We start from the raw sequence: 24,166 nt of genomic DNA on the forward strand, positions 1-24,166 counted from the left end.
AGGGCGCCGCGCAACCGGCTTCGGGCCGCGCGGCGCCCTTTGCTTTCAGGCAAGGAGACCAGCATGAATTCCCCACAGCAGACAGCGCCGGGGACCGGCGAAACCGGTTGTGCGGAGGCCGTGGCCGGCGCTAATGTCCCGCGCATGAAAATACTGGTGATCGAAGACGACCTCGAGGCCGCGGCCTACATGGTCAAGGGCTTTCGCGAGGCGGGAATCGTCGCCGACCATGCGAGCGACGGCGAGAGCGGCCTCTTCATGGCGAGCGAGAACGGCTACGACGTGCTCGTCGTCGACCGGATGCTGCCGCGCCGCGACGGATTGTCCGTCATCAGCGAGCTGCGGAAGCGCGGCGTCGAAACGCCGGTGCTGATCCTTTCCGCGCTCGGACAGGTGGACGACCGCGTGACGGGGCTTCGCGCCGGCGGCGACGACTACCTTCCGAAACCCTACGCCTTCAGCGAGCTTCTCGCCCGCGTCGAGGTGCTCGGCCGCCGCAAGGGCAAGCCGGAACAGGACATGGTCTACCGGGTCGGCGACCTGGAGCTCGACCGGCTCTCCCACGAGGTCCGCCGCGGCGGCCGGGAACTGCTGCTGCAGCCGCGCGAGTTCCGCCTGCTCGAATACCTGATGAAGAACGCCGGGCAGGTGGTGACGCGCACCATGCTGCTGGAAAACGTCTGGGACTACCATTTCGACCCGCAGACCAACGTCATCGACGTGCATGTGTCGCGGCTGCGCTCGAAGATCGAGAAGGACTTCGACAAGCCGCTGCTGAAGACGGTGCGCGGCGCCGGCTACATGATCAAGGACGAAGGATAACGCCGTCCATGTCCCGCATCGGTGTGCTCTTCAAGTCGACGGCGGTCCGGCTCTCTGCGCTCTATATCGTCCTCTTCGCGCTCTGCGCCGCCTTCCTCGTCTTCTATGTGACGGCGCTTTCGGAACGGCTGCTCAACCAGCAGACCCGCGACAGCCTGCAGCAGGAAGTGGCCGACATCGAGCGTGCCTACGGCAATGGCGGCATGAACCAGATGCTGAAGATCATGGAGCGGCGGGCCCGCCAGCCGGGCGCCAACCTCTACGTGATCGCCGGGCCGAACGGCGAGATCCTCGCCGGCAATGTCGGCTCGCTGCAGCCCGGCATCTTCGACAAGGAAGGCTGGACCGACTTTCCCTTCCTCTATGAGCGCTACTCCGAAACCGGCGATGCCAAGAAGCACATCGCCACCGCCCATGTCCTCATTCTCGACAATGGGCTGCGCGTGCTGATCGGTCGCGACCTCGGCGAGCCGGCGAAATTCCGTCTTCTCGTCCGCAAGGCGCTGATGGTGGCGCTGGCGATCATGGGCTTCGGGGCGCTGGTCATCTGGTTTGCGATCGGCCGCAACGCGCTGAAGCGGATCGACCGGATGTCGGCGGCGAGCACCAAGATCATGGCGGGCGACTTGTCCCAGCGCCTGCCGGTCGGCGGTTCGGGCGACGAGTTCGACCGCCTCTCGCAATCGCTGAACGACATGCTCGGGCGGATCGAGCGGCTGAACGAGGGGCTGCGGCAGGTTTCCGACAACATCGCCCATGACCTGAAGACGCCGCTGACCCGCCTGCGCAACAAGGCGGCGGATGCTCTGGCCGAGGACAATGACGGCGCAAAACGGGTCGCGCTCGAGGGCATCATCGCCGAATCCGACCAGTTGATCCGCACCTTCAACGCGCTTTTGATGATCAGCCGCGTCGAGGCGGGTTCGATCGCGGCCGAGCTTTCCGACGTCGACCTGTCGGCAATCGCCGCAGACGCCGCCGAACTCTACGAACCGGTGGCGGAGGAGGCGGGACAGACGCTTGCGAGCGACATCGCGCCGGGGCTGTCGGTGCGCGGCAACCGCGAGCTGATCGGTCAGGCGATCTCGAACCTGGTCGACAACGCCATAAAGTATGGTGGGGAAAGCGACGGCGGCGGCACGATCACGCTCTCGGTCGCCAAGGTCGGGGGCGAGCTGCGCCTTTCGGTCTCTGACCACGGGTCGGGCGTTCCGGCCGAGAAGCGGGGTGACGTCGTCAAGCGCTTCATGCGGCTCGACGAAAGCCGTTCGAAGCCCGGCACCGGGCTCGGGCTCTCGCTGGTCGAGGCGATCATGGCGCTGCACGGCGGCAGGCTCGAACTTTCCGATACCGAGCCGGGCAAAGAACGGCCGGGGCTGACCGCAACCATGGTCTTTCCGGGACAGAAGGCCTGAACCAAGGGATATGATTCCCTTCCGTCCTCCGCTCCTCTAATCTGCTCCGGCAAAGGCGAGAATCGCGGATAGCGCCGCGGTCGAGGGAGGAGGCCCCATGGCTGATCAGACGAACACCTGGCTCCGCGCGGTCGCGCCGGACGTCATCCGCCCGCTCAACCAGACGGAACTCAAGGCGGCTGTCACGGCGCTGAAGGAGATCGGCCGGCAAGAGCCGGCGGTTGCCGCGCTGATGGCCGAGGATACGTCGCTCAAGACCTTCGTGATGGCGGCGATCAGCCTCTCGCCCTATCTGCGCGAGACCGCAACCCTCAAGCCGGCGCTGCTCGCAAGTGCGGTTTCGGAACCGCTGGAACCGCTGCTCGCAAGACTGGTGGCGGACGCCCGTGACGCGTGGAAAGCCAACGGCGACGGGGCGGTGCCGACCGAGGCCGAGGTGATGTCGCGGCTGCGGATCGCCAAGCGCAAGCTTTCCTTCCTGGTGGCGCTCGCCGACCTTTCCCATCTCTTCGACGGGCGGCAGACGACAGGCTGGCTCACCGCCATGGCGGAAGCGGCGGTTGCGGCCGCCGTCGACCACCTGCTGCTCGCGGGCGAGGACGCCGGCAAGCTGAAGCTCGCCGACCGTTCGGCTCCGTCGGCCGGCAGCGGCCTCATCGTGCTCGGCATGGGCAAGCTCGGCGCCCGCGAGCTCAACTATTCCTCCGACATCGACCTCGTCGTCTTCTTCGAGCCGCTCGCCGGCATTCTTGTCTCGCCCGAGGATGCGACCGAGACCTTCGGGCGGATGATGCGCCGGCTGGTGCGGATCATGCAGGAGCGCACCGCCGACGGCTATGTCTTCCGCACCGACCTCAGGCTTCGCCCCGACCCCGGCTCGACGCCGCTTGCCGTGCCGGTCGAGGCGGCGATCCTCTATTACGAGGGGCGCGGGCAGAACTGGGAGCGCGCCGCCTTCATCAAGGCCCGGCCGGTCGGCGGCGATCTTGCGGCCGGCGAGGGCTTCCTGCGCGAGCTGGTGCCCTTCGTCTACCGGAAATACCTCGACTATGCGGCGATCGCCGACATCCACTCGATCAAGCGGCAGATCCACGCCCACAAGGGGTTCGGCGCCATCGCCGTCAAGGGCCACAACGTCAAGCTCGGCCGCGGCGGCATCCGCGAGATCGAGTTCTTCGCCCAGACCCAGCAGCTGATTGCCGGCGGCCGCATGCCGCAACTGCGCGTCAGGGCGACCGAGGAGGCGCTGCAGGCGCTGACCGACGCCAGCTGGATCGACGACACGACCCGGAGCGAACTCACCGAATGCTACTGGTTCCTGCGCGACATCGAGCACCGGATCCAGATGGTCTACGATGAGCAGACGCACGTCCTGCCGCAGACCGAGACGGAGCTGAGGCGCATCGCCCTGATGGCAGGGTTCCCCGACACTGCGAGCTTCTCCGCGCGGCTCGAAAGCGTGCTGAAGACGGTCGAGCGGCGCTATGCCAAGCTCTTCGAGCATGAAGGGGAGTTGTCCGGCGCCCACGGCAACCTCGTCTTCACCGGCCAGCGCGACGACCCCGACACGCTGAAGACGTTGACGACGCTCGGCTTTGAGCGGCCGGAGGACATCTCGCGCGTCATCCGCACCTGGCATTACGGTCGCTACCGCGCCACGCAGTCGGTCGAGGCGCGCGAGCGGCTGACCGAGCTGATGCCGCAACTTCTGAAGGCCTTCGGCGAGAGCCGCCGCGCCGACGAGGCGCTGCTGCGCTTCGACAATTTCCTCTCCGGGCTTCCGGCGGGCATCCAGCTCTTCTCGCTGCTCGGCAAGAACCCGGCGCTCCTCGAACTCATCGTCAACATCATGTCCTCGGCGCCGCGGCTCGCCGACATCATCGCGTCCAGGCCGCATGTCTTCGACGGCATGCTCGACCCGTCGCTGATGGTGCAACTGCCGACCCGCGACTATCTCTCCGGGCGTCTCGAAAGTTTTCTCGCCGGCGCCCGCCACTACGAGGACCTGCTCGACCGGCTGCGCATCTTCGCCGCCGAGCACCGCTTCCTGATCGGCATCCGGCTTCTGACGGGCACGATCGGCGGCATGCAGGCGGGTCGCGCCTTCACCGACCTCGCGGCGCTCATCCTGGAAGCAGCGCTCGCCGCCGTTCTGCGCGAGATCGAGGCCCATCACGGCCGCTTCCCCGGCGGCAGGGTCGCGATTGCCGGCATGGGCAAGCTCGGCAGCTTCGAGCTGACGGCGGGTTCCGACATCGACCTCATCCTGCTCTACGACTATGACGACGAGGCCGCCGAATCCGACGGGCCGAAGCCGCTCGATCCGGTGCGCTACTTCACCCGGCTCACCCAGCGGCTGATCTCGGCGCTCTCGGCCCCGACGGCGGAAGGCGTGCTCTACGAGGTCGACATGCGGCTTCGCCCCTCCGGCAACAAGGGACCGGTGGCGACGCGGCTGCGGGCCTTCGAGAAGTACCAGAAGGAGGAGGCCTGGACCTGGGAGCATATGGCGCTGACCCGCGCCAGGCCGATCTGCGGCGACGCGGACCTGATCGCCGATGCCGAGCGGATCATCGCGGAGGTGCTGGAGCGGCCGCGTGATGAGGCGAAGACTGCACGCGACGTTGCCGAGATGCGCAAGCTGATCGACGAGGAGAAGCCGCCGCGCGACATCTGGGACCTGAAGCTCATTGCCGGCGGGCTGATCGACATCGAGTTCATCGCGCAATACCTGACGCTCGTCGCACCCGCCCGCGGCATCGCCGTCAAGGTGAACGGCCTCACCACCGAGGAGGCGCTGAAGGCGGCTGGCGGCGCGCTGATGGACGTGAACGACCTCGACCTCTGTCTCGAGGCGATCAGGCTCTACAGCGAGATATCGCAGGTGACGCGGCTCTGCATCGACGGGCCGTTCAAGCCCGACGCGGTGCCGGCCGGGCTGATCGACCTCGTCTGCCGCGCCGGCGACTGCCCCGACATCAAGACGCTGGAATCAGAGATCAAGCGGCTCTCGAAGGCGGTGCGGAAGGTGTTCCAGACGGTGGTGAAGGGGTGAAGGGGTGAAGGGGTGAAGGGGTGAAGGGGATGTGGCCGTCTTGGCCGGTCCCTTGATGTCTCTCCTTGCGCAACCACCTCGGCCCGGCCTATGGCAGGCGGGACGGCGCACGGGCACGGGGGGGGGGGCACGAGGCAGGATGAAGCGGCAGCGTACGAAGACGAAACCGGCCGAAGACGGCACTGAAGGGCGGGATACGTTCTTCTGGTGGGAGGACGACGTGCTGGTCGTCAACATCCTCGGCAAGCCGGCCGCCAGCCGCGATGCGATCGGCAAGCCCAAGGGGCGGCAATTGCAGGTCTCGGTGACGGAAGCGCCGCGGTTCGGCCGGGCGACGGACCACATGGTGCGCTTCCTCGCCGGCGAATTCGGCGTCGCGCCGCACGCGATCACCGTCGTCTTCGGGCGCTTCAACGTCAACAAGCAGCTCCGGATCAAGGCGCCGGTGAAACTGCCGGGCGTCTTTCGCTAGAGGCTCTCCGTCGGAAAGCAGCGCGCTGTTTCAGCGCCGGATCGGCGATCCGAACCTCCCGCTGATCGGTGGAGCCTCATGCGGCGAGGTTCTCTTCCACGCAGAGAGCCGGCGCAGTTCGAGGATTGCGCGCACTTCGTCCGGCGGCACTCCCGTATTGGCGATCTCATCTGCCGGCAGTCCGCGGTCCTGGCCGTCGAAGACGAGGTCGATGTCGCGGTAGAGGTGGCCGATGCCGAATTCGTCGGTCACGCCTCTCGCCATGTCGGGTGAGGGCAACTGCGCGCGCACGGCCTCGGGAAGATCGAGAGCCTCGGCGAGCTGGCGCACCTGCGTCTTGTAGAGACCGGCGAGCGGCTGCACCGGCAGGTCGTCGATGCCGCCCTTGACGAACCAGCCGGTTTCGCATTCGGAGAGGTTCGCCGCGCCGATGAGGGACAGGTTCCGTTCCCGCGCCAGCCGTTCGGTGATGGCGCGTCGGCAGATGTGACGCTGCGAGAAGCCCTCGTCGACATGTCGCATGGTCAGATCGTACATAAGCCGCTTGTACCACGGCGTCAGCGTCTCTCCGCCGCCGACCCGGAGCGCGGAGACGAACGGAGCTTCGCCGTGGACCAGCCGATAGGCGGTCGAGCTGATCGCTGCGACGACGGGGGAGAGGCTGAGCAGCCTGATGAACAGTGGCGCATAGACGCCGCGCTCTGCCATTTCACCGCTGATGTCGGTGGTCTCGAGGGTCAGGCCGAGCAGCCGCGCCACCTCCTTTGCGCGATCTGCAATGAGTGGGTCGCTGTCGCGATCGCCGATATAGATCACACTGACCGCCTGCGGGCCGAGGGCGCGCACCGCAAGTGCGGCGAGCACGCAGGAATCCAGTCCTCCGCTCAGTCCGAGGATCACGCCGCGCGAATGGTCGCGCCGGACGATCTCCTGAAGGTATTTGGTGATCTCCTCGATGGCCCGGTCCGTGTCGATGGCAAGCGAGTACAAGACTGGCGTCTCCTTGTCGTGACACGCGGCCGACGCGACGTTGCTGCGGCAGTGCCGGCACCATTGATCGTAGCGATCGTTGCGGCATGACTCAAGCGTAGTTCGAAAGCCGTCGCAATGGTGCCCGCGACGCGCGAAAACTGCTGGATGCCTGAGTCCCCGCCAGCCCTCGGTCCCCGAGCTGCTTGCTCCTGGCAAGCAATACAAGGACATAGGCCGAGCGCTCGACCGGAGGGCTGATGCGCGCGCCGGACTGCGACAGGGAACGGTCGCATCCCTTCTATCATTTTCCGCCGCGCCGTGGCAGAAACGCGGTGACACTCAACCACCGGTGCATCATGAACAAGACGGTTGCGACTTTCATCGGCTTCATCGCCATCCTGACCTGGGCCTTCCTGGCCCTTCTTTCGAAGGCTGCCGGGCCTGTTCCGCCGTTCCAGCTCGCGGCAATGGCCTTCTTCCTCGGCGGCATGGTGGGTGTCGTGAGCTGGCCGTTCCGGCCGCAGGCGATCCGCGCGCTGGCGCAGCCGTGGCAGGTCTGGGCGGTCGGGGTCGCCGGCATCTGCATCTATCACTGCGCCTATTTCTTCGCGATCCAGTCGGCGCCGGCGATCGAGGTCAGCCTGATCGCCTATCTCTGGCCGTTGCTGATCGTCGTCTTCGCCTCCTTCCTGCCGGGCGAGCGACTGCGGCGCCATCACATCGTCGGCGTGCTGCTCGGCCTTGCCGGCGCCGTCGCCATCATCACCAAGGGCGGTGAGGTCGGCCTTGCCGGCGGGCTCATGCCGGGACATCTGGTCGCGCTCTTCTGCGCCTTCGTCTGGTCGGGCTATTCGGTGCTCTCGCGCCGCTTCGGCGCGGTCCCCGTCGACATGGTGGCCGGCTACTGCCTGATCACGGCGATCGTCACGTTTCTCCTGCATCTCGGCCTCGAGGAGACCGTCTGGCCGCAGACGACCTCCGCCTGGGCGGCGGTCGCGATCCTCGGACTGGTCCCGCTCGGGCTCGGCTTCTACGTCTGGGACTGGGGCTGCAAGCACGGCGACATCATGGTGCTCGGCGCACTTTCCTATGCCGCGCCGCTGCTCTCCGTGCTCGCACTCCTCGCCTTCGGCTACGGCGAGTTCCACTGGTCGGTCGCGCTCGCCTGCGCGCTGATCGTCGTCGGCGCGCTGATTGCGGCAAAGGACATCGTCTTCAGGCGCCGTCCGAAAGCTGCGGAAACCGTGTCCGCGACGGGGGCGTGAGGCAGCTCACCCTTCGTCCTGGTCTTCCGTCTGCTCGGGCAGGCGCAATTGCAGCATCGAGGAACGGGCCTCGGCGAAGTCGAGCAGCCGCACCTCGACATTGGCGTTGACCGACCCGTCCTCGAATTCGCCGTTCAGCATCCGCTTGCCGGCGGTGAGGCCGGTCAGATGCTCGATCGCGTCGTCGACATTGGCGACGGCGTGGACATGGAAGCGCCCGGCCGCCACCGCTTCGACGACGTCGGTGCGCAACATCAGGTGCGTGACGTTCGATTGCGGGATGATCACCCCCTGTCGCCCGGTGAGCCCGATCTCCCGGCAGAGGTCGAAGAAGCCCTCGATCTTCTCGTTGATGCCGCCGATCGCCTGCACCTCGCCCATCTGGTTCACCGAGCCGGTGACCGCGAAGGATTGCGAGATCGGCACGTCGGCCAGCGCCGACAGCAGCGCGCAGAGTTCCGCAAGCGAGGCGCTGTCACCCTCGACCCCGCCATAGCTCTGCTCGAAGACGAGGCTCGCCCACAGCGACAAGGGCGTTTCCGGCACGTAGCGCGTGGCAAGGAAGCTCGACAAGATGAGAACCGCCTTGGAGTGGATCGGTCCGCCGAGCCGCGCCTCGCGCTCGATGTCGACGACACGGCCCGTGCCCATGCGCACGCGGGCGGTGATGCGCACCGGCGCGCCGAAGCGCTCCTCGCCGAGTTCGCTGACGGTGAGCCCGTTCACCTGGCCGATGACGCTGCCCTGGGTGGATATCTGGACGATGCCGCGCACGGTCGCTTCCCGCAGCCGGTCCCGCGTCAGGCTGCGGCGGCGTTCGGCGGCCTCGATCGCCGCCCTGACATGCTCGGCGGTGACGGCGGCGGAACCGGCCTTTCCGGCCCTGTGGTCGGCTTCGAGCAGAATGTCCCAGATCTCGCTCATGCGAAGCGACAGCTTCTGCTGGTCCTGGGCGGCACGGGTTGCGGCATCGACGAGGCTCGCCACGCCGTCGCGCGAGACGGGGCGCAGCCGCTCGCGCGTCACGACGGTGGCGACGAGGCGCGCAAACAGGCCGACCGAGTCGGCACTGCGGTTCATGTCGTCGCCGAATTCGGCGGCGACGCGGAAATACTGCCCGAAATCCGGGTCGAATTCCGAAAGGATCAGGTGGAGCAGGCGGTCGCCGACGAGGACGACGCGCACCTTGAGCGGAATGGGTTCCGGTTCCAGCGTCGTCGTGGCGATCAGGCCGAGCCGCTCCGCCGCGGTGATGACGTGCACCGCCTTCGTCTCCAGGCAGCGCTTCAGGGCATCCCAGGCGAAGGGTTCGGTCAGCACCCGGCGGGCGTCGAGGATCAGAAAGCCGCCGTTCGCCCGGTGCAGCGCCCCCGGCTTGATCTGGGTGAAATCGGTGACGAGGGCGCCCTGCATCGGAATATAGTCGATTTGCCCGGTCAGATTGGCGAGCGTCGGCAACGTTTCCACGACAACCGGCGCGCCGGTGACATTCTCGGCCTGGGTGACCATGACGTTGACCGCGTAGCGGTGGAAGCGGGGATCCTCGCGAAGGGCGGCAAGCTCGGCGGGGAAGGGATCGTTGGCCTTGCCGCGCTCCAGCGACAGGAAGAGGTCGGCATGGGCGATCAGGTCGGCCCTCAGCGCCTCGAAGTGGGCGGCGAGCGCCGGAATGGTCTCGAAGCCGCGCATCGCCAGCGCGAGCGCGGCATCGACCGCCACCTTCGCCATGTCCTCGTTGAGACGGCTGATGGCGCTGCGCTGCTCCCGCTCGAGTTCGGGCAGCGACATCAGGAAGTCCTCGAGTTCCTGTTCGGTGGCGGTGACATCCTCCTGCAGCTTCTTGCGCTCTTCTTCGGGCAGGCGAGCCAGCGCTTCGGCCTTCTGGATTTCGCCGCCGTGCATGGCGGCGAGCGAAAAGCCCATCGGCGTGCGCAGGATCGCGACGTTGCGGCTCTCGGCGGCCTTGCGCAATACCTCGAAGGCGGTCTCGTGGCGCGCACCGAACTCCTGCTCCAGGCCCATGCGACGGTTCTGGTATTCTTCCGAGACGAGGAGCGAGGGGATCTGGGTGGCGAGGTCCTCGACCAGGGCCGTCATCGCCGCCCGCAGCCGCGGGCCTTCGCCACGGGGCAGCTCGATGGCGAGCGGGCGGTCGGGATCACTGAAATTCTGGACGTAAACCCAGTCGGACGGCACCGGCCGGCCGGCCGCTTCCTCGGCGAGGATCTTCAGCACGGTGGAGTGCCTGCCGCTGCCCTCGGGCCCGTGGACGTAGAGGTTGAAGCGGTGGTGCTCCATCTGCGCGGCGAGACGGATCGCCTCGACCGCGCGGTCCTGGCCGATCAGGGCGTCGAGCGGCTCGAGCGTGGCGGTGGTCTCGAACGGCAGCGATGCCGGGTCACAGGCAGCGCGCAACTGGTCGGCGGCGAGGGTCGTGGCGGTCATGGGCGGACATGCTCCGGGAAGGGTGCAGGGACGGTGCCCCTGAACAGACTTTGCACTGATACTAGGCAGTTAGTCTGGAGAAATGCAAAGCGGTTTTGAGCTTGCCCGGAAAAGACGGGCGATCGCTTCGCTCACCCGCCGTTGACGAGCTGCAGGACGAGCTGGTGTACCGCGCCGCCGTCGTTCATCTCGACCTGGTCGAAGTCGCGGCTTTTCCGGCGCTCCGTCTGCGAGATCTCGCCGAGGATCGGCTGCATCTTCTCGCGGATCTTGCGGCAGCCGGGATCGTTCTCGACGGCAAGCCCGATGGTCGCCTTCTCGATCTCCTTCACCAGCTCCCGGATATAGGTGCCGTGCACCTTCTCGTGCGCGGTGACCCCTTCGACGAAGCGTCGCCAGTTGCTGCGGACCGGCTCTTCCAGCGGCTCCGTGGCCTTCGGCAGCACGGTGGTGATGACGAGCTTGGGTTTGGCCGAGGCGAGCACGCAGGCCGCGCCGCGCTGCTGGTAGTCGCGCTGCCAGGTAAGCCGGAAACTGGTATGGGCGATCGAGCGCACCTTGCCGGCAAGCAGCGGCCCGCGCGCGCCGATCGAGGCGTAGAGTTCCGGACCGGTGCGGCCGCTGACCGAATAGGTCTCGACCTTTTCGATCACCTGGCCTTCGGCGCTCGCCATGCCGGCGGAGAAGAGGAGGGCGATGATGGCCGGGAAGATGGAGCGCACGCGGAGCCTTGCCTTGCTGTTTCGGATTTCGGGGAGGTTAGCGTTATCCGGAATTATAGCAAATGCCCACCAAGGAACGCTTTCGGCGGGTCTTTTCGAAGTTCGACGAATGGTCGGGATGGGGGCGGGAGGCGAACGAGCGGATTTTGGCATCGTCGGTAGCGATAGCGGACCTTCGGGATATGGGGTAATTCCTGATATCGGCCCGAAGCGGACATTGGAGTGACTGCTTAGTTGAAGCCTCCCGTGCAGAACCAGTCGGATTCTGCCAAGGCATGGTACATCGCTGTCTGCCAAGAATTGATATGTGCAGCCTTAGCGCTTTCCGCGCGCTTCAGCAGCTCCGCTCGTATATCCTCCTTGGTGCCGCGCTCAGCGATCCGCTGAAGGCCGTACCGGATATTGGTCAGCTCCACACCTGAATGGGAGGCGTAAAGTGCACCCAGTCCGAATTTGCGGAAGTGATTCAAGACTCGCTCGCGTTTCACGGGATGCCAGTCGGCAGGCGGGTCAGCGTAAAATCGGAGAGATGCCGGGTTTGTCAGCTCGACGGCAGCATACAACCATCTCTCATCGTCAACGTTGTCGAAGTATGGATGAAGCGTCTGCTCTGCAGCAGTTCCCGGTTGCGCATCGAGTTTGGCCTTGTTGCAGTCGTTACACGCCGGAACCAGGTTAATAGGCGCAACGACCAGCGCCGAATGCAGTGATTGTGCAAGATAGTGGTCCAAGCTCCCTACCGTGCGCTGCCCACATATCGGACAGGTGTCATTCGCAGGCAGCTTCTTTATTTTGTCGTAGATGTTGCGGGTTCTCGCGCTCTTGGCGAACGTATCTTTGTAGACCCGTTTCATCTCATCGGCGCTGACGTCGCCGATGCCTAGGGTCTGAGGTATCTGGAAAAGCTCTTGCTGGTCGCCATGCTGGATATAGGCGGCTTCCGCTGCTGCAACCTGCTCGCAGATCAATGCCAGGCGACTGGTAAGCTGTTCGTCTCGGATGCTCGCGATGCAGAGATTCAAGGCGTCGCGGGCAGCAAATGGCGGGCGGTTCAAACGTCGCATGTAGGCGCCTATAACCTTTCTGCGTCGCGATCGGCGATAAGCGCTTGTACAATGGCGCGGGCTTCTGCTCCTAGTTGACCATCAAAATGCTCGAGAACATTGTCGTAATCAAAGCCTCGCCGATTCACAGCCTCGTCTAGCAAACCGTGAAAACCTGACTTCGTGACTTCGAAGCCAAACACTTCACGCGTCAAAATGCCGACATTCTCGCCAAAAGTCTCGACAGTCGGACGCTCCACTACGGCAACCGCGCGCGCCCGGCGGAGCTTCCAGGCGCATTGTTTAGGGACTTCCTGAAGTACTACAGGTGAATGCGTAGCGACAATCGCCACCCCGTTGCGCTTCACGAGGAGGTCAGACAGAGCACGAATGAAAGCTGACAGCAGCGGGGGATGAAGATGGCCTTCCGGCTCATCAAGCAAGACCAGCGTGCGCTCGTCAACCACTTCGACTAGGCGCGTCATGGTCAGGAGAACGATAGCGTGGCCGGAGCTCAGCCGTTTGAAAAGGTTTTCGGCGGTCGGTCCCCACTGCTCGTCATCCATATCGAGTAGCGACGTGACATTAGCCTCGGCGAAAAGGTCATCAGCTTCAAGAGTCTCGACGGCAGCTCTCCATCGCGCTGCCCGGAGGCCCTGACGACAGATGTCGAAGCTCTCACGGAAGTCCTTGGCAAGGTCCGCCGGGGTCTTCATCATGGAATACTCTCGCCGGCGCTCCTCGTCGAAACGCCACTGAAGAAGACCGACCTGCTTTGATCGAATGAGATCGTCCGATCGAGGACGAAGATCGAAATCGTCAAAGGCGCTGAACGAAATCATGGCAAGACCTGAGAACGACCACGCCTCGCCGTCATCGGCATTGACATCGGGTTCGGCGACGATCCGCCCTATCGGCCGGTCATCTTCCGGCCTGCGGCCAAGTAGCGCTTCTGCTATCCCGCGCATGCAACGTGTCTTACCGACGCCGTTCCGGCCGATGAGAACATGGACATTCGTTGGCGGCTGCGATTCTGGCGTTACCTCGAACAGCAAAATCGGCGTTTCGACACCGTCTCCGATCGCAGGAAATTCGTAGGCGAACTTAAACTTAGTGAGAGTTGCGTCGCCGGTGGACAGGCGGTGTAGGCGTCCTCTTACGTTCGCCGCGCTGACGGAACGCAGCAATGAACGAACCATTACCTGCTGCGTACGTTCCGCCTCGAAGATCCTCAGGTCGAACGCGCAGTCCCGCAGCCCCAAGAGTACACGAATACGCAAGTTTTCGGAGAGGCCGTTGAGCGTCTCGTAGTAATTTTCGTCCTGCCCAAGAGAGAAAAACCGATCATCGACGGCGTCGAAGGTTTGCGGCAAATTCGGATACCGAGTATCTGGCGGCATCTCCGTCCCTGCCGGAATGCCCTGTGATGAGCGAAGCCCGTGCTGACCAATCTTCACAGAGCCGACTTGATGGCGTTTCCCCTCTTCATCAAATAGCCATAGGCTAAACATGGTGCGGAAACTAAACCAATCATCCCAGTAGTCCGTCACCAGAAAGGCAGCGCTGCGAACACCGGCCGGTATTTCGTGGAACTCCTCGACAATGGTAAAGAACATGAGTTGGCCTTCCCTAAGGCGCCGAAAATGATTGCTTTTTAGACCACCACCACTATATATTCACGCCCCAGAAAAAAGACAATCAGGGCGAGCATAGATGAAATCTCACTATGTCCTGACGCTGGATGGCTCAAGAGGTCAGCTTCTGGGGCAGAGACGCAGCTTCGCTTGAATGTCTGCTTGCGGAATTTCCGCGCGTCAGCTCAAGCGACCAACATGAAGGCGCAAAGCGCCAATTCCGCGCAGGTATTGCCCGCCCGCATTGCTGCCAAATTTCGGAGTTCTCGCACGGCGTTTTCAACGGCGCGACGGGGAGGGCCGCCGATACGCTGATCGCCGCGATGCCTCACGCCGTCCGCGTCGCCTGCCGGACGATGCAGTCGGGGATCTTCACCGAGACCACCGTGCCGCAGCCTTCGCGCGAGCGGATGCCGAGCCGGCCGCCGTGCAGCGAGACGAGCGAGCGGGAGATCGCGAGCCCGAGGCCGGAACCGCCCTTGCTCTTGGCATACTGGCTCTGCACCTGCTCGAACGGCTGGCCGATCTTCGAGAGCGCCGTCTTCGGGATGCCGATGCCGGTATCGGCGATGGTGAGCATCACGGCGCCGTCGATCTTGCGGGCGCGCAGCGCGATCTTGCCGCCGTCATTGGTGAATTTCACCGCGTTCGACAGAATGTTGAGCAGGATCTGCTTCATGGCGCGGCGGTCGGCTTCCACGGTGAGGCCGGACGAGACGCGCTGCTCGACATGGATGTTGCGCTGCTGCGCGGGGATCGCGGTGAGCCTGAGGCTCTCCTCGATGAGCGGTGCGAGGTCGATGGTCTCGCAACGGATGCGCATCTGCCCCGCCTCGATCTTCGACATGTCGAGGATGTCGTTGATGACGTTGAGGAGGTGCATGCCGCTCTCGTGGATGTCCTTGGCGTATTCGGAGTATTTCGGCGAGCCGATCGGCCCGAACATGCCGGTAAGCAAGATTTCCGAGAAGCCGAGGATGGCGTTTAGCGGCGTGCGGAGCTCGTGGCTCATATTGGCGAGGAATTCCGACTTCGCCTTGTTGGCCGCCTCGGCGCGGTCCTTCTCGGCCTGGTAGTTGGCGTTGGCGACCGAAAGCTCGGCCTTCTGCCGCTCGAGCTTGCGCTGCGAGGAGGAAAGGTCGCCGATGGTCGCCATCAGCCGGCGCTCCTGCTCGCGCAGGCGCTCCTGGTGACGCTTCAGGAGCGTGATGTCGGTGCCGACCGAGACGAGGCCGCCGTCGCGGGTGCGCCGCTCGTTGATCTGCAGCCAGCGCTCGTCGGCGAGCTGCACCTCGGTGGTGCGCGACATGCCCGTCTGGTCGGGATCGGCGACGCGCCGCTGGATGATCGGCCGCGAGGCGGCAGCCTGTACGACGGCGCGCTCGGTGCCGGGCACCAGCACGCTGTCCGGCAGGCCGTAGACCTGCTGGAAATGGGCGTTGCACATCACGAGGCGGTCGTTCTTGTCCCAGAGCACGAAGGCTTCCGAGGTACACTCGATGGCGTCGGCGAGCCGCTGGTCGGCCTCGGCATAGCGCTGGGCGAGCCGGTGCTGCTCGGTGACGTCCATGGCGATGCCGATGACGTGCATGCAGCCGGTCGAGGAGCGGATGACCTGGGCGCGCGCCCGCATCCAGACGTAATGGCCGGCCGAATGGCGCATGCGGAAGACCTGATCGATCTGCCGGGGATCGCCCTTGGCGACCGCGCGGGCAAGCGCATAGAGATTGCCGTCGTCCGGATGCATCAGCTGGGCGGCATCGCCAAAGCCGAGCACGGCGCCCGATGGCGGCAGGCCGAGCATTTCGTACATCGACCGCGACCAGAAGAGCTTGCGGCTCTGGAGGTCGAAATCCCAGAGGCCGCAGCGTCCGCGCGACAGCGCCGCCTCAACGCGCAGGTTGGTTTCGAGAAAGGTGTCGTCGGCCTCGCGCGCCCGTTTGACCTGCTGGAAATAGGCATAGAGGATGACAAGCAGGATGAGCGAAATGCCGGAGAAGAGCGTGACGCTCAGCGAGACTTCGCTGCGCCAGTAGGTGTCGAGCGGCTGCAGCGACTGTGCCGCCAGCACGAAGGCGCCCTTCGTGCCGACCGGGACCAGTACCACATAGTGGCGGATGCCGTCGATGAAGGCTTCGAGCGCGCCGCTGCGGTCCGTGACATAGCGGATGCTGTTCGCCTGCGGCAGGAGCCCGGCCATATCCATGCCGACATAACGCGCCCCGTCCGACGAAGATGCGAAGATACGGCCTTCGCCGTCGATCAGCAGCAGGAAGGAGCCGGAGGCCAGCCGGTCCTGCGGCAGGTAGCCGGCAAGGACCGCCTCGGCCGAGGGCCGGTCGGAGGTCGCGAGAACGGCGCCCTGCGGTGCGAGCGCAGCGGCGGCGGTTGCCGCCGAAAGCGTCGCCGATTGCCGGAAGGCGCCCTCCATGCGGGAATATTCGGCGAGAATGCCGTTGAGGCGCGCTGTCGCGACGACGGCAAGGAAGGCGATGATGAGGACGGGGATGGCCCGCCGGAGCAGCGTTTCCGCCTGCCGCGAATTGCCGTCACCGCCCGTCAGGACAATCGCCAGCCGCCGTCCGAGCCCGTCAATACGACCCCCAAATCCCGAAAATTTGAGTCGCAGCCGCCCATCGGCCGCGGAAGCCCGCCGCACGTCCGCCATTATCCCACCTTGTTCCCTCGTGTGATTCGAAGCGCCGCCCGCTCGAATCTGACTCAATGAATCACCGGCGATTCGCCTTGTCCAGACGGGGATGGTGAACAAAATGTTAAGCCCTTAATCGGAATCGGCTTTTTTTGGATGAAGTTCGCCAAACGCTTGATTCCGATTGAAAAGAGGCCGCCTGCTGCCGTAGCACGGGTGCCGGCCGCCGACTGGAGGCGGGGTTCGGGGACTTTTTCAAATGGCATTATCTTCACCGTTGCGCCGTCTTTCCGCGGCCTGTTCCGCTGCACTTCTTTCGGCGTTGCTGCCGGCGGCCCCGGTGGCCGCCGTCGAGCCGACGCCGCCGGAACTCTACGGCGAACTCACCGACGAGCAGCGGGAGGAGGCCGACCAGTTCACGCTGAACGTCGCCATCGGCACGGTCTTCCACGAAGCCGGCCACATGCTGGTCTCGGAGCTCTCGCTGCCGGTGCTCGGCCGCGAGGAGGACGCCGTCGACGGGCTCGCCATGCTGCTGCTGCTCGAGGCCGACGACGAGGATCTGAACGTCGTGGTGGAAGACTGGGCGAACATCTGGTTTCTCTCGGCCGATCCCGATGCCAAGCCCGAGGACATGCCCTCCTGGGATTCGCACGGGCTCAACGAGCAGCGTGCCTATTCGACGATCTGCTGGATGCTCGGCAAGAACGCGAAGCGTTTCAAGGAGTTCGCCGACTCGGTGGAGTTTCCAGATTATCGCGCCGAGGAATGCCCGGGAGAATACCAGACGCTGGCGGCGAGCTGGGGCACCGTGCTGAAGCCGCACGAGGCCGGCGAGGGCGACCAGACGAAATTCACGATCACCTATGACGAGACGAAGGACCCGAAGCTCGCCTACTTCCGCGAGATGATCCGCAATGCCGGGCTGATGGAGATGGTGGCCGAGGTCTTTTCTGGCACCTACAAGCTGAAGGACGGCATCAAGCTGACGGCGAGCGAATGCGGCGAGGCCAACGCCTATTGGGATTCCGAAGCCCGCGAGATGACGCTCTGCTACGAGGACCTGCAGAACAGCGCCAATCTCGATGCGCAGTGGTATATCGACAATCCCGACGAGGAATAGCGGCAGGTCTGCCGACGGCGTCAGGGAAACGGGGTGGCGCGCACGCCACCCTTTCGATCATCCCTTCAGCGTGCGGTCGACGATGTCGCGGACGTCGTTCGAGAGCACTTCGCGCTCGACCCGGACGAGGGCCGCGCGTGCAAGCTCCGCACGTCCGGGCTCCAGCTGCCGCCATGAGCGCATGGAGGTCAGAAGGCGCGCGGCAAGCTGCGGGTTCTTCGCGTCGATCCTGAGGATCTCCTCGGCGAGGAAGCGGTAGCCGGCGCCGTCGGCGCGGTTGAAGCCGGTCGGGTTGCTGAAGACGAAGGCGCCGACGAGCGAGCGAACCCGGTTCGGGTTGTTCTCGTTGAAGTGCCGGTTCTCCTTGAGCCGCATGACGCGGGCGAGCGCCCCTTCGCCGGGGATCGTCGCCTGGATCTGGAACCACTTGTCGATGACGAGTGCATTTTCGGCGAAGCGGGCCTCGAAGGCGGAAAGTGCGGCGTGCGTCTCGGGCGCCTCGGGGAAGCGGTGCGCGAGCACCGTCAGCGCCTGGGCGAGATCGGTCATGTTGTCGGCCTTGGCGAAGGCTTCCGCGGCAAGGGCGGGCGTATCCTCGGCGATCGTGCGGTAGAGCAGGGCGGCGTTGCGCAGCGCGCGGCGTCCGGCGCTCGCGGCATCGGGGCTGTAGGCTCCCTCTGCGGTCATCGTGTCGCAAAGGGTGCGGAAGGCATCGGCGCCGGCGCGGGCAATCGCCGTCAGTACCGCCTCGCGGCCGGCATGAATGGCATCAGGGTCGTTGTCGCCGCCGAGTTCGCGGGCGATGTCGGCCTCGCTCGGCAGCGCCAGCGCCTGGGCGCGGAAGGCGGGCTCGAGCGCCGGATCGGCAGCGACGGCGAGCAGCGCATCGGCGAAGGTGACGTCGATCTGGATCGCCTCGCCCTTGCGGGCTGCAAGCGCCGCATCCTTGAGCGCCGGCAGCGCGAGGTCGGTGATCGCCTGCCAACGCGAGAAGAGGTCGGTCTCGTGGCGGGCGATGAGGGCGAGGTCGGCCGGCTTCTGGTCGTAGCGGACGACAATCGGAGCGGAGAAGCTTCGGTTGAGCGAAAGCGCCGGGCGGGACGGAATGCCGGTGAAGGTCACCGTGTGGCGGGCTTCCTTGAGATGGAGGACGCTGCCGGTCATCTCCGCGCCATCGACCGAGGCGGGCACGGCGATCGTGCCGTCCTCGAGCACCAGGGCGAGATCCAGCGGAATATGCATCGGCTTCTTGTGGGCCTGGCCGGGTGTCGGCGGAACCGTCTGGCCGATCTCGAGTGTGAGCGTCTTGGCAGCGGCGTCGTAGTCGGCGGTCACCGTAACGTGCGGCGTGCCGGCCTGGTTGTACCAGAGTGAGAACTGGCCGAGATCGCGGCCGCTCGCATCCTCGAAGCAGCGGACGAAATCCTCGACCGTGGCGGCCTCGCCGTCATGGCGCTCGAAATAGAGGTCCATGCCCTTCTTGAAGCGATCGCGGCCGAGGATGGTCGCGATCATGCGGGTGACCTCGGAGCCCTTTTCGTAGACGGTCGTCGTGTAGAAGTTGTTGATCTCGCGATACTTGTCCGGGCGCACGGGATGGGCGAGCGGGCCGGCATCCTCCGGGAACTGCTCTGAGCGCAGGTGCCGGACCTCGGCGATGCGCTTCACGGGGCGCGAGCGCTGGTCGGCGGAGAATTCGTGGTCGCGGAAGACGGTGAGGCCTTCCTTGAGGCAGAGCTGGAACCAGTCGCGGCAGGTGATGCGGTTGCCGGTCCAGTTGTGGAAGTATTCGTGCGCGATGATCGCCTCGATATTGGCGTAGTCGGCATCGGTGGCCGTTTCCGGATCGGCAAGCACATACTTGTCGTTGAAGACGTTGAGGCCCTTGTTCTCCATCGCCCCCATGTTGAAGTCGGAGACGGCGACGATCATGAAGATGTCGAGGTCGTACTCGCGGCCGAAGACCTCCTCGTCCCACTTCATCGAGCGCTTCAAGGCATCCATCGCATAGGCCGCGCGCGACTCCTTGCCGTGCTCGACATAGATCTTCAGCGCGACCTCGCGGCCGGACATGGTAGTGAACTTGTCTTCGACCACGCCGAGATCGCCGGCGACCAGCGCGAAGAGGTAGGCCGGCTTCGGATGCGGATCGAACCAGGCGGCGAAATGGCGGCCCTCGTCGAAATTGCCCCCACCGAGATAGTTGCCGTTGGAGAGCAGCAGCGGATTGGCGGCCTTGTCGGCGATGATGGTGATCGTGTAGGGCGCGAGAACGTCCGGGCGATCGGGGAAATAGGTGATGCGGCGGAAGCCTTCCGCCTCGCACTGGGTGCAGTAGATGCCGCTGGAGCGATAGAGCCCCATCAGTTGCGAATTCGCCTGCGGGTTGATGATCGTGGTGATCGTGAGTTCGAAGGGCGAGGTCTCCGGCAGGTCGCGGACGACGAGAGCGTCCGGCGTCGCCGTATAGCGCTCGGGCGCCATCTCCATCTGGTCGAACAGCAGGCCGGAAAGCGTCAGTTCGTCGCCGTCGAGGACGAGCGGTGCCGCGGGATCGACGCCGTCGCGGCGGTGGAAGATCAGGCGGGCCTCGACCTTTGTCGCCTCCGGATCGAGCTCGAAAGTCAGATCAACGCGTTCCAGAACGAAATCGGTTGGGCGGTAATCTGCCAGATGAATGATCCGGCCCGTATCTGTTCGCATGAATTCTTCCTGCTCGGTGTCTTGCATGAATCCGGCACCCGCGAACGTACATCATATACGAGCCAGCGCGATTTCGGCCGGGATGATTGCAGTAATTTCTGAAGGATTGTTAAAATTATCACGAATACTTTCCCGCGGGCAGATAAATTCGGCCTCCCTCAAGCAAGGACCGGTGCCGGATGGGTTCGGATCGGTGTCTTGCGACGGTTTCTGCTGCCCGAAAGCGTACCCGATCTGCCGCCGCCGGCCTTGCCAGACGCGCCGCCCCGACCGATGATGGATGCTCTTGCCTCGCGGCGGATGCCGAGCAGCCGCCCACTCCCGTCATCAGAATGGTCCCGTCCGGGGCTCACGAGAAGCAACAGATGGCCTCTGCCGTTTCCGATCCGCTTCGCGGCATCCTCATGAAGGTCTGCTCGGTCATGGTCTTCGTCGGCATGCAGACGTCGATCAAGCTGGCCGGCGCCGGCATGCCGTCGGGGCAGATCGTCTTCTACCGCTCCGCCTTCGCCATGCTGCCTATCCTCGCCTATCTCGCCTGGCGGCGGGAGATCGGCACGGCCTTCGGCACCAACAATCCGTTCGGCCACCTGAAGCGCGGGCTGATCGGGGTGGCGTCGATGAGCGTCGGCTTCTACGGCCTCGTTCTCCTGCCGCTGCCCGACGCCATCGCCATCGGCTACGCGATGCCGCTGATCGCCGTCGTCTTCGCGGCGGTCTTCCTGCGCGAGGCTGTGCGCGTCTATCGCTGGACGGCGGTCTTCGTCGGCATGATCGGGGTCGCGATCATCTCCTGGCCGAAGCTGACGCTCTTCGGCGCCGGGGGCGCGCAGTCTGAGGCAGCGATCGGGGCGATCGCCGTGCTCGCATCCGCCATGCTCGCCGCCGCCGCCATGCTGCAGGTGCGCCAGCTCGTACAGACGGAGAAGACGCCGACCATCGTCATGTATTTCTCGCTGACCGCCTCGGTGCTCGCCGCCTTCACTTGGTTCCTCGGCTGGCAGTCGCTCTCCTGGACCCAGCTCGGCCTGATGGCGCTCGCCGGCATCTTCGGCGGCATGGGGCAGATCCTGGTCACCGAGAGCTATCGCTACGCCGACGTCTCGACGATCGCGCCCTTCGAATACACCTCGATCATCCTCGGCTCGGTCGTCGCCTACGTGCTCTTCGGCGACGTGCCGACGCTGACGACGCTCATCGGCGCGGCGATCGTCGTTGCCGCGGGCATCTTCATCATCTACCGCGAACACCAGCTCGGACTCGAACGGAAAACGGCACGCAAGGCTTCGACGCCGTAGGGCACGTTCGTCGCGGTCGCAGGTATCAGGCGGATTCGCTGCCGGGAATGTCGTCGCCGTCTTCGTCCGGCGGCACGGTCGCATTCACCCGGTCGGCGCCGAGCACCGGAATGGGCGCACCCTGGAAATCGGTCTTCTCGTCGCGGGCCTTGCCCCGCCGGCGGCCCATGCGCCAGGCGGCATAGCCGGCATAGACGGCGAAGATGAAGGCCAGGAACCAGACGAGACCGACCGGCCCGAGGGCCTGCATGAGGCCGCCGCCGATCAGCGGGCCTGTGACGGTTCCCAAGCCGTAGAGGATCATCACGCCGCCGGAGACGGTCACGTATTCGCCGGGTTCCGCCATGTCCGCCGCGTGGGCGGCATTGAGCGCGTAGACCGGGTAGAGCACCGCGCCGACGAAGAAGCCGGCGATGCAGGCGGCGACGACGCCGAGCCCTCCTAAGGTGGCCATGGCGAGGCTCGCGGCGACGCCGAAGAGGCCGCAGGCGATCATCACCAGGCGCCGGTCGATGCGGTCGGAAATGCGCCCGATCGGCATCTGGGCGAGTGCGCCGCCGGCAAGGACTGCGGCAAGCAGCGTCGCGCCGCCTGTCGCATCCATGCCGACCGCCTGGCTGTAGACGCCACCGAGGCTGCCCCAGGTGCCCGACAGCGCGCCGGCGAGCAGCGAGCCGACGAAGGCGATCGGCGAACGCCGGTAGAGCCGGGCGAGGTCGAAGCGCGCCTCGGCGATCGGGGCCGGGGAGGGCGCGGTCGAGAGCATGGTCGGCAAAAGCGCCAGCGAGAAGACGATGCCGCAAGCGACGAAGAGCCCCATCTCCTTCGGATCGCCGAGCGGCACGAGATACTGGCCGCCGATCGAGCCAAGAAGGCAGGTGATCATGTAGACGGAGAAGACCGCGCCGCGATTGTCGTTGGTGACGCGCTCGTTGAGCCAGCTTTCGATGATGAGGTAGCTACCGGCGATGGCAAAGCCCGCGAGCGCCCGGAAGGCAAGCCAGGCATAGACCTCGACGAGCAGGGCCGAAAACAGGATCGAGACGGTGAGCAGGGTGATGAGCGCCCCGAAGACCCGGACATGGCCGACCCGACGCACCAGGACTGGTGTGACGATGCAGGAGAGCGTGAAGCCGAGCGTGTAGGCGGTGGCGATCACCGAAACGGTGACGGTCGACCAGCCTTCGGCGAGCGAACGCAGCGGCACCAGGTAATTCATGAGCCCCAGCCCGGTCATCATCAGGAGGGTGGACACCATGAGGGCGGCAATGGAGGCGAGGCTTGTCAGCATCGGGGCCGATTCCGTTCGGAGAGTGCCAAGCCTTTATGATGAAACGAGGGTTGTGTCGACGGGAAAGCAATTCAACGTATGGTTGCGTGTAGCATCGCGCATAGCCCTCATATGGTTGCGCTATGTCACTCAACGATGTATTCTGCCAATATCGCCAATCATTTAGGCTTCATGCCGAGTGCCCGACGGTTCTTTGTCTAGAAGCACTAATTCATATTTCAGGTATAAGAATACCCTCCGGGGGGGGGCGGGTAAGCGGCGCTACTGACCGGATTTCCGGGCCGGCGGCGTGTCGCTGAAGTGGGGTGCGGCTCCCATTGGGAAAGGTGAGGCTGACAATGGCGTATTCCGCTGCGGATTTGCAGGAGCATCCGCGTTTCGTATTGGCGGTCCGCTTTCTTGCGGAGAAACTGCGTGGCGTTCACGACGGCAATCCGCGCATCGCGCGTTTTCTCGCTTCGCAGCAGCGGTGGTTGCTGAGCCAGGCGGCGTTCGCCCTGCATAATGAATACGATCCCGACGTGCCGCGCTCCGGTCTCACCATCAGCCGACTGCGCGACATGGTGACGGGCGTGGACGCGGCAAGCCGCAACACGGTCCTGAATTTCCTCAACCAGCTCGAGGCCTACCGCTTCATGCGGGTCGCCGGCGATACGGCAAAGCGGCCCCGCCGCTTCGAGCCGACGGAGGTGACCGTTGAGGCGATGTTCGGCTGGCTGCTCGCCAATCTGGCGGCGCTCGACCAGATGGACGGCGGCGCGCGCGCCGTCACGGTGGCCGGCCATCCGGAACTTTTCCGCCTGATCCAGCCGCGCGCCGCCCGGCAGACGATCGGGGATGCGCGCTGGCGGGAACCTCCGCCGAGGGTCGCGATGTTCCTCTGGACGGAGTCCGGCGGGCTGGTGATGGACGAACTGATGCGCAGGGTCGGGACGGACGTCCCGGAGGCCGAACTGGTCGACGTCGGCCGGATCGATGCCCGCACAATGGCCGAAACCTTCCGTATGTCGCGCACCCATCTGCAGCGGCTTCTCAACCGGGCGATCAGTGAAGGCTGCCTTGTCCGGAAGGGGGACGGGCGCAAGGACGGACTGTATCTCAGCCGTGATTTCCTGCAGGAATATCTCGGCTGGCAGGCGATCAAGTTTGCGGCGATTGACGACGCCTACCAGGATGCCTGCCGCAAGCTCAACCTCTGCGGCCCCGAAGACATTCGACCGGCCGCGAAGGAACGCTGAACCGGCAGACGGGGAAGC

16 protein-coding genes are annotated in these 24,166 nt (G+C 65.0%); 8 read left to right on the plus strand and 8 right to left on the minus strand.

Translation table 11 applies throughout. The features are described from left to right. Window positions 1-63 precede the first annotated feature (63 nt). From ACM6UT_RS03305 to ACM6UT_RS03320, 4 genes are all read left to right on the plus strand, one after another. Window positions 64-822 carry a response regulator transcription factor gene (locus tag ACM6UT_RS03305; RefSeq protein ID WP_148160179.1) on the plus strand — a complete coding sequence of 253 codons (759 nt, stop codon included), beginning with the start codon at window positions 64-66 and terminating at the stop codon, window positions 820-822. 8 nt (window positions 823-830) lie between these two features. Continuing rightward, entirely contained in the window at window positions 831-2,237 is a 1,407-nt protein-coding gene (locus tag ACM6UT_RS03310; RefSeq protein ID WP_416795954.1) for a sensor histidine kinase, read from the plus strand. Window positions 2,238-2,334: 97 nt separating this feature from the next. Further along, window positions 2,335-5,292: a bifunctional [glutamine synthetase] adenylyltransferase/[glutamine synthetase]-adenylyl-L-tyrosine phosphorylase gene (locus tag ACM6UT_RS03315; protein ID WP_416795955.1), complete on the plus strand. Its 2,958-nt coding sequence runs from the start codon at window positions 2,335-2,337 to the stop codon at window positions 5,290-5,292. Window positions 5,293-5,431: 139 nt separating this feature from the next. Next, window positions 5,432-5,764 (plus strand): DUF167 domain-containing protein, encoded by a 333-nt coding sequence (locus ACM6UT_RS03320; RefSeq protein ID WP_416795956.1) that lies wholly within the window; start codon window positions 5,432-5,434, stop codon window positions 5,762-5,764. A gap of 30 nt (window positions 5,765-5,794) precedes the next feature. Here the strand turns inward: ACM6UT_RS03320 and nadE are convergent, their stop codons facing one another. Beyond that, window positions 5,795-6,754, minus strand: coding sequence for an NAD(+) synthase (gene nadE / locus ACM6UT_RS03325; RefSeq protein ID WP_416795957.1), 960 nt, complete (start codon window positions 6,752-6,754; stop codon window positions 5,795-5,797). Window positions 6,755-7,068: 314 nt separating this feature from the next. On the opposite strand from nadE, the gene yddG reads away from it, so the two are divergent. Beyond that, entirely contained in the window at window positions 7,069-8,001 is a 933-nt protein-coding gene (gene yddG, locus ACM6UT_RS03330; RefSeq protein WP_416795958.1) for an aromatic amino acid exporter YddG, read from the plus strand. A gap of 6 nt (window positions 8,002-8,007) precedes the next feature. On the opposite strand, the gene ACM6UT_RS03335 is transcribed toward yddG, so the two are convergent. The 5 genes from ACM6UT_RS03335 to ACM6UT_RS03355 form a co-directional block, all read right to left on the minus strand. Beyond that, window positions 8,008-10,446 carry a Lon protease family protein gene (locus ACM6UT_RS03335; protein ID WP_416795959.1) on the minus strand — a complete coding sequence of 813 codons (2,439 nt, stop codon included), beginning with the start codon at window positions 10,444-10,446 and terminating at the stop codon, window positions 8,008-8,010. 131 nt (window positions 10,447-10,577) lie between these two features. Then, the gene (locus ACM6UT_RS03340) at window positions 10,578-11,120 is read right to left on the minus strand and encodes a DUF922 domain-containing Zn-dependent protease (protein WP_416796278.1); all 543 of its coding nucleotides are present in this window, start codon (window positions 11,118-11,120) and stop codon (window positions 10,578-10,580) included. Window positions 11,121-11,398: 278 nt separating this feature from the next. Further along, on the minus strand, window positions 11,399-12,232 hold the full coding sequence (locus ACM6UT_RS03345) for a hypothetical protein (protein ID WP_416795960.1): 834 nt from the start codon (window positions 12,230-12,232) through the stop codon (window positions 11,399-11,401). Window positions 12,233-12,240: 8 nt separating this feature from the next. After that, window positions 12,241-13,827, minus strand: coding sequence for an AAA family ATPase (locus tag ACM6UT_RS03350; RefSeq protein ID WP_416795961.1), 1,587 nt, complete (start codon window positions 13,825-13,827; stop codon window positions 12,241-12,243). A gap of 346 nt (window positions 13,828-14,173) precedes the next feature. Continuing rightward, a complete protein-coding gene (locus tag ACM6UT_RS03355) occupies window positions 14,174-16,513 on the minus strand; it encodes a PAS domain-containing sensor histidine kinase (protein ID WP_416795962.1) in 2,340 nt (779 codons plus the stop codon). A 241-nt stretch (window positions 16,514-16,754) separates the two neighbouring features. Here ACM6UT_RS03355 and ACM6UT_RS03360 point away from each other — a divergent pair, with 241 nt between their 5' ends. Next, window positions 16,755-17,618: a DUF4344 domain-containing metallopeptidase gene (locus ACM6UT_RS03360; protein ID WP_416795963.1), complete on the plus strand. Its 864-nt coding sequence runs from the start codon at window positions 16,755-16,757 to the stop codon at window positions 17,616-17,618. A 57-nt stretch (window positions 17,619-17,675) separates the two neighbouring features. Here the strand turns inward: ACM6UT_RS03360 and pepN are convergent, their stop codons facing one another. After that, a complete protein-coding gene (pepN, locus tag ACM6UT_RS03365) occupies window positions 17,676-20,321 on the minus strand; it encodes an aminopeptidase N (protein WP_416795964.1) in 2,646 nt (881 codons plus the stop codon). A 365-nt stretch (window positions 20,322-20,686) separates the two neighbouring features. Between pepN and ACM6UT_RS03370 the strand changes: the two genes are divergently transcribed. Beyond that, window positions 20,687-21,619 (plus strand): DMT family transporter, encoded by a 933-nt coding sequence (locus tag ACM6UT_RS03370; protein ID WP_416795965.1) that lies wholly within the window; start codon window positions 20,687-20,689, stop codon window positions 21,617-21,619. 25 nt (window positions 21,620-21,644) lie between these two features. On the opposite strand, the gene ACM6UT_RS03375 is transcribed toward ACM6UT_RS03370, so the two are convergent. Further along, window positions 21,645-22,910, minus strand: coding sequence for an MFS transporter (locus ACM6UT_RS03375; protein WP_416795966.1), 1,266 nt, complete (start codon window positions 22,908-22,910; stop codon window positions 21,645-21,647). A 338-nt stretch (window positions 22,911-23,248) separates the two neighbouring features. On the opposite strand from ACM6UT_RS03375, the gene ACM6UT_RS03380 reads away from it, so the two are divergent. Further along, window positions 23,249-24,148 carry a hypothetical protein gene (locus ACM6UT_RS03380; protein ID WP_416795967.1) on the plus strand — a complete coding sequence of 300 codons (900 nt, stop codon included), beginning with the start codon at window positions 23,249-23,251 and terminating at the stop codon, window positions 24,146-24,148. Window positions 24,149-24,166 lie beyond the last annotated feature (18 nt).

The sequence above is a fragment of the Ciceribacter azotifigens genome, assembly GCF_048159625.1.
Classification (GTDB): Bacteria; Pseudomonadota; Alphaproteobacteria; order Rhizobiales; family Rhizobiaceae; genus Allorhizobium; species Allorhizobium azotifigens.

Coding starts and splice junctions, on each gene's coding strand:
- ACM6UT_RS03350 (WP_416795961.1), bottom strand. CDS start 13,827: ATGTTCTTTACCATTGTCGAGGAGTTCCACGAAATACCGGCCGGTGTT.
- ACM6UT_RS03370 (WP_416795965.1), top strand. CDS start 20,687: ATGGCCTCTGCCGTTTCCGATCCGCTTCGCGGCATCCTCATGAAGGTC.
- ACM6UT_RS03355 (WP_416795962.1), bottom strand. CDS start 16,513: ATGGCGGACGTGCGGCGGGCTTCCGCGGCCGATGGGCGGCTGCGACTC.
- ACM6UT_RS03315 (WP_416795955.1), top strand. CDS start 2,335: ATGGCTGATCAGACGAACACCTGGCTCCGCGCGGTCGCGCCGGACGTC.
- ACM6UT_RS03345 (WP_416795960.1), bottom strand. CDS start 12,232: ATGCGACGTTTGAACCGCCCGCCATTTGCTGCCCGCGACGCCTTGAAT.
- ACM6UT_RS03310 (WP_416795954.1), top strand. CDS start 831: ATGTCCCGCATCGGTGTGCTCTTCAAGTCGACGGCGGTCCGGCTCTCT.
- ACM6UT_RS03340 (WP_416796278.1), bottom strand. CDS start 11,120: ATGGCGAGCGCCGAAGGCCAGGTGATCGAAAAGGTCGAGACCTATTCG.
- ACM6UT_RS03380 (WP_416795967.1), top strand. CDS start 23,249: ATGGCGTATTCCGCTGCGGATTTGCAGGAGCATCCGCGTTTCGTATTG.
- ACM6UT_RS03375 (WP_416795966.1), bottom strand. CDS start 22,910: ATGCTGACAAGCCTCGCCTCCATTGCCGCCCTCATGGTGTCCACCCTC.
- ACM6UT_RS03335 (WP_416795959.1), bottom strand. CDS start 10,446: ATGACCGCCACGACCCTCGCCGCCGACCAGTTGCGCGCTGCCTGTGAC.
- pepN (WP_416795964.1), bottom strand. CDS start 20,321: ATGCGAACAGATACGGGCCGGATCATTCATCTGGCAGATTACCGCCCA.
- ACM6UT_RS03320 (WP_416795956.1), top strand. CDS start 5,432: ATGAAGCGGCAGCGTACGAAGACGAAACCGGCCGAAGACGGCACTGAA.
- ACM6UT_RS03360 (WP_416795963.1), top strand. CDS start 16,755: ATGGCATTATCTTCACCGTTGCGCCGTCTTTCCGCGGCCTGTTCCGCT.
- ACM6UT_RS03305 (WP_148160179.1), top strand. CDS start 64: ATGAATTCCCCACAGCAGACAGCGCCGGGGACCGGCGAAACCGGTTGT.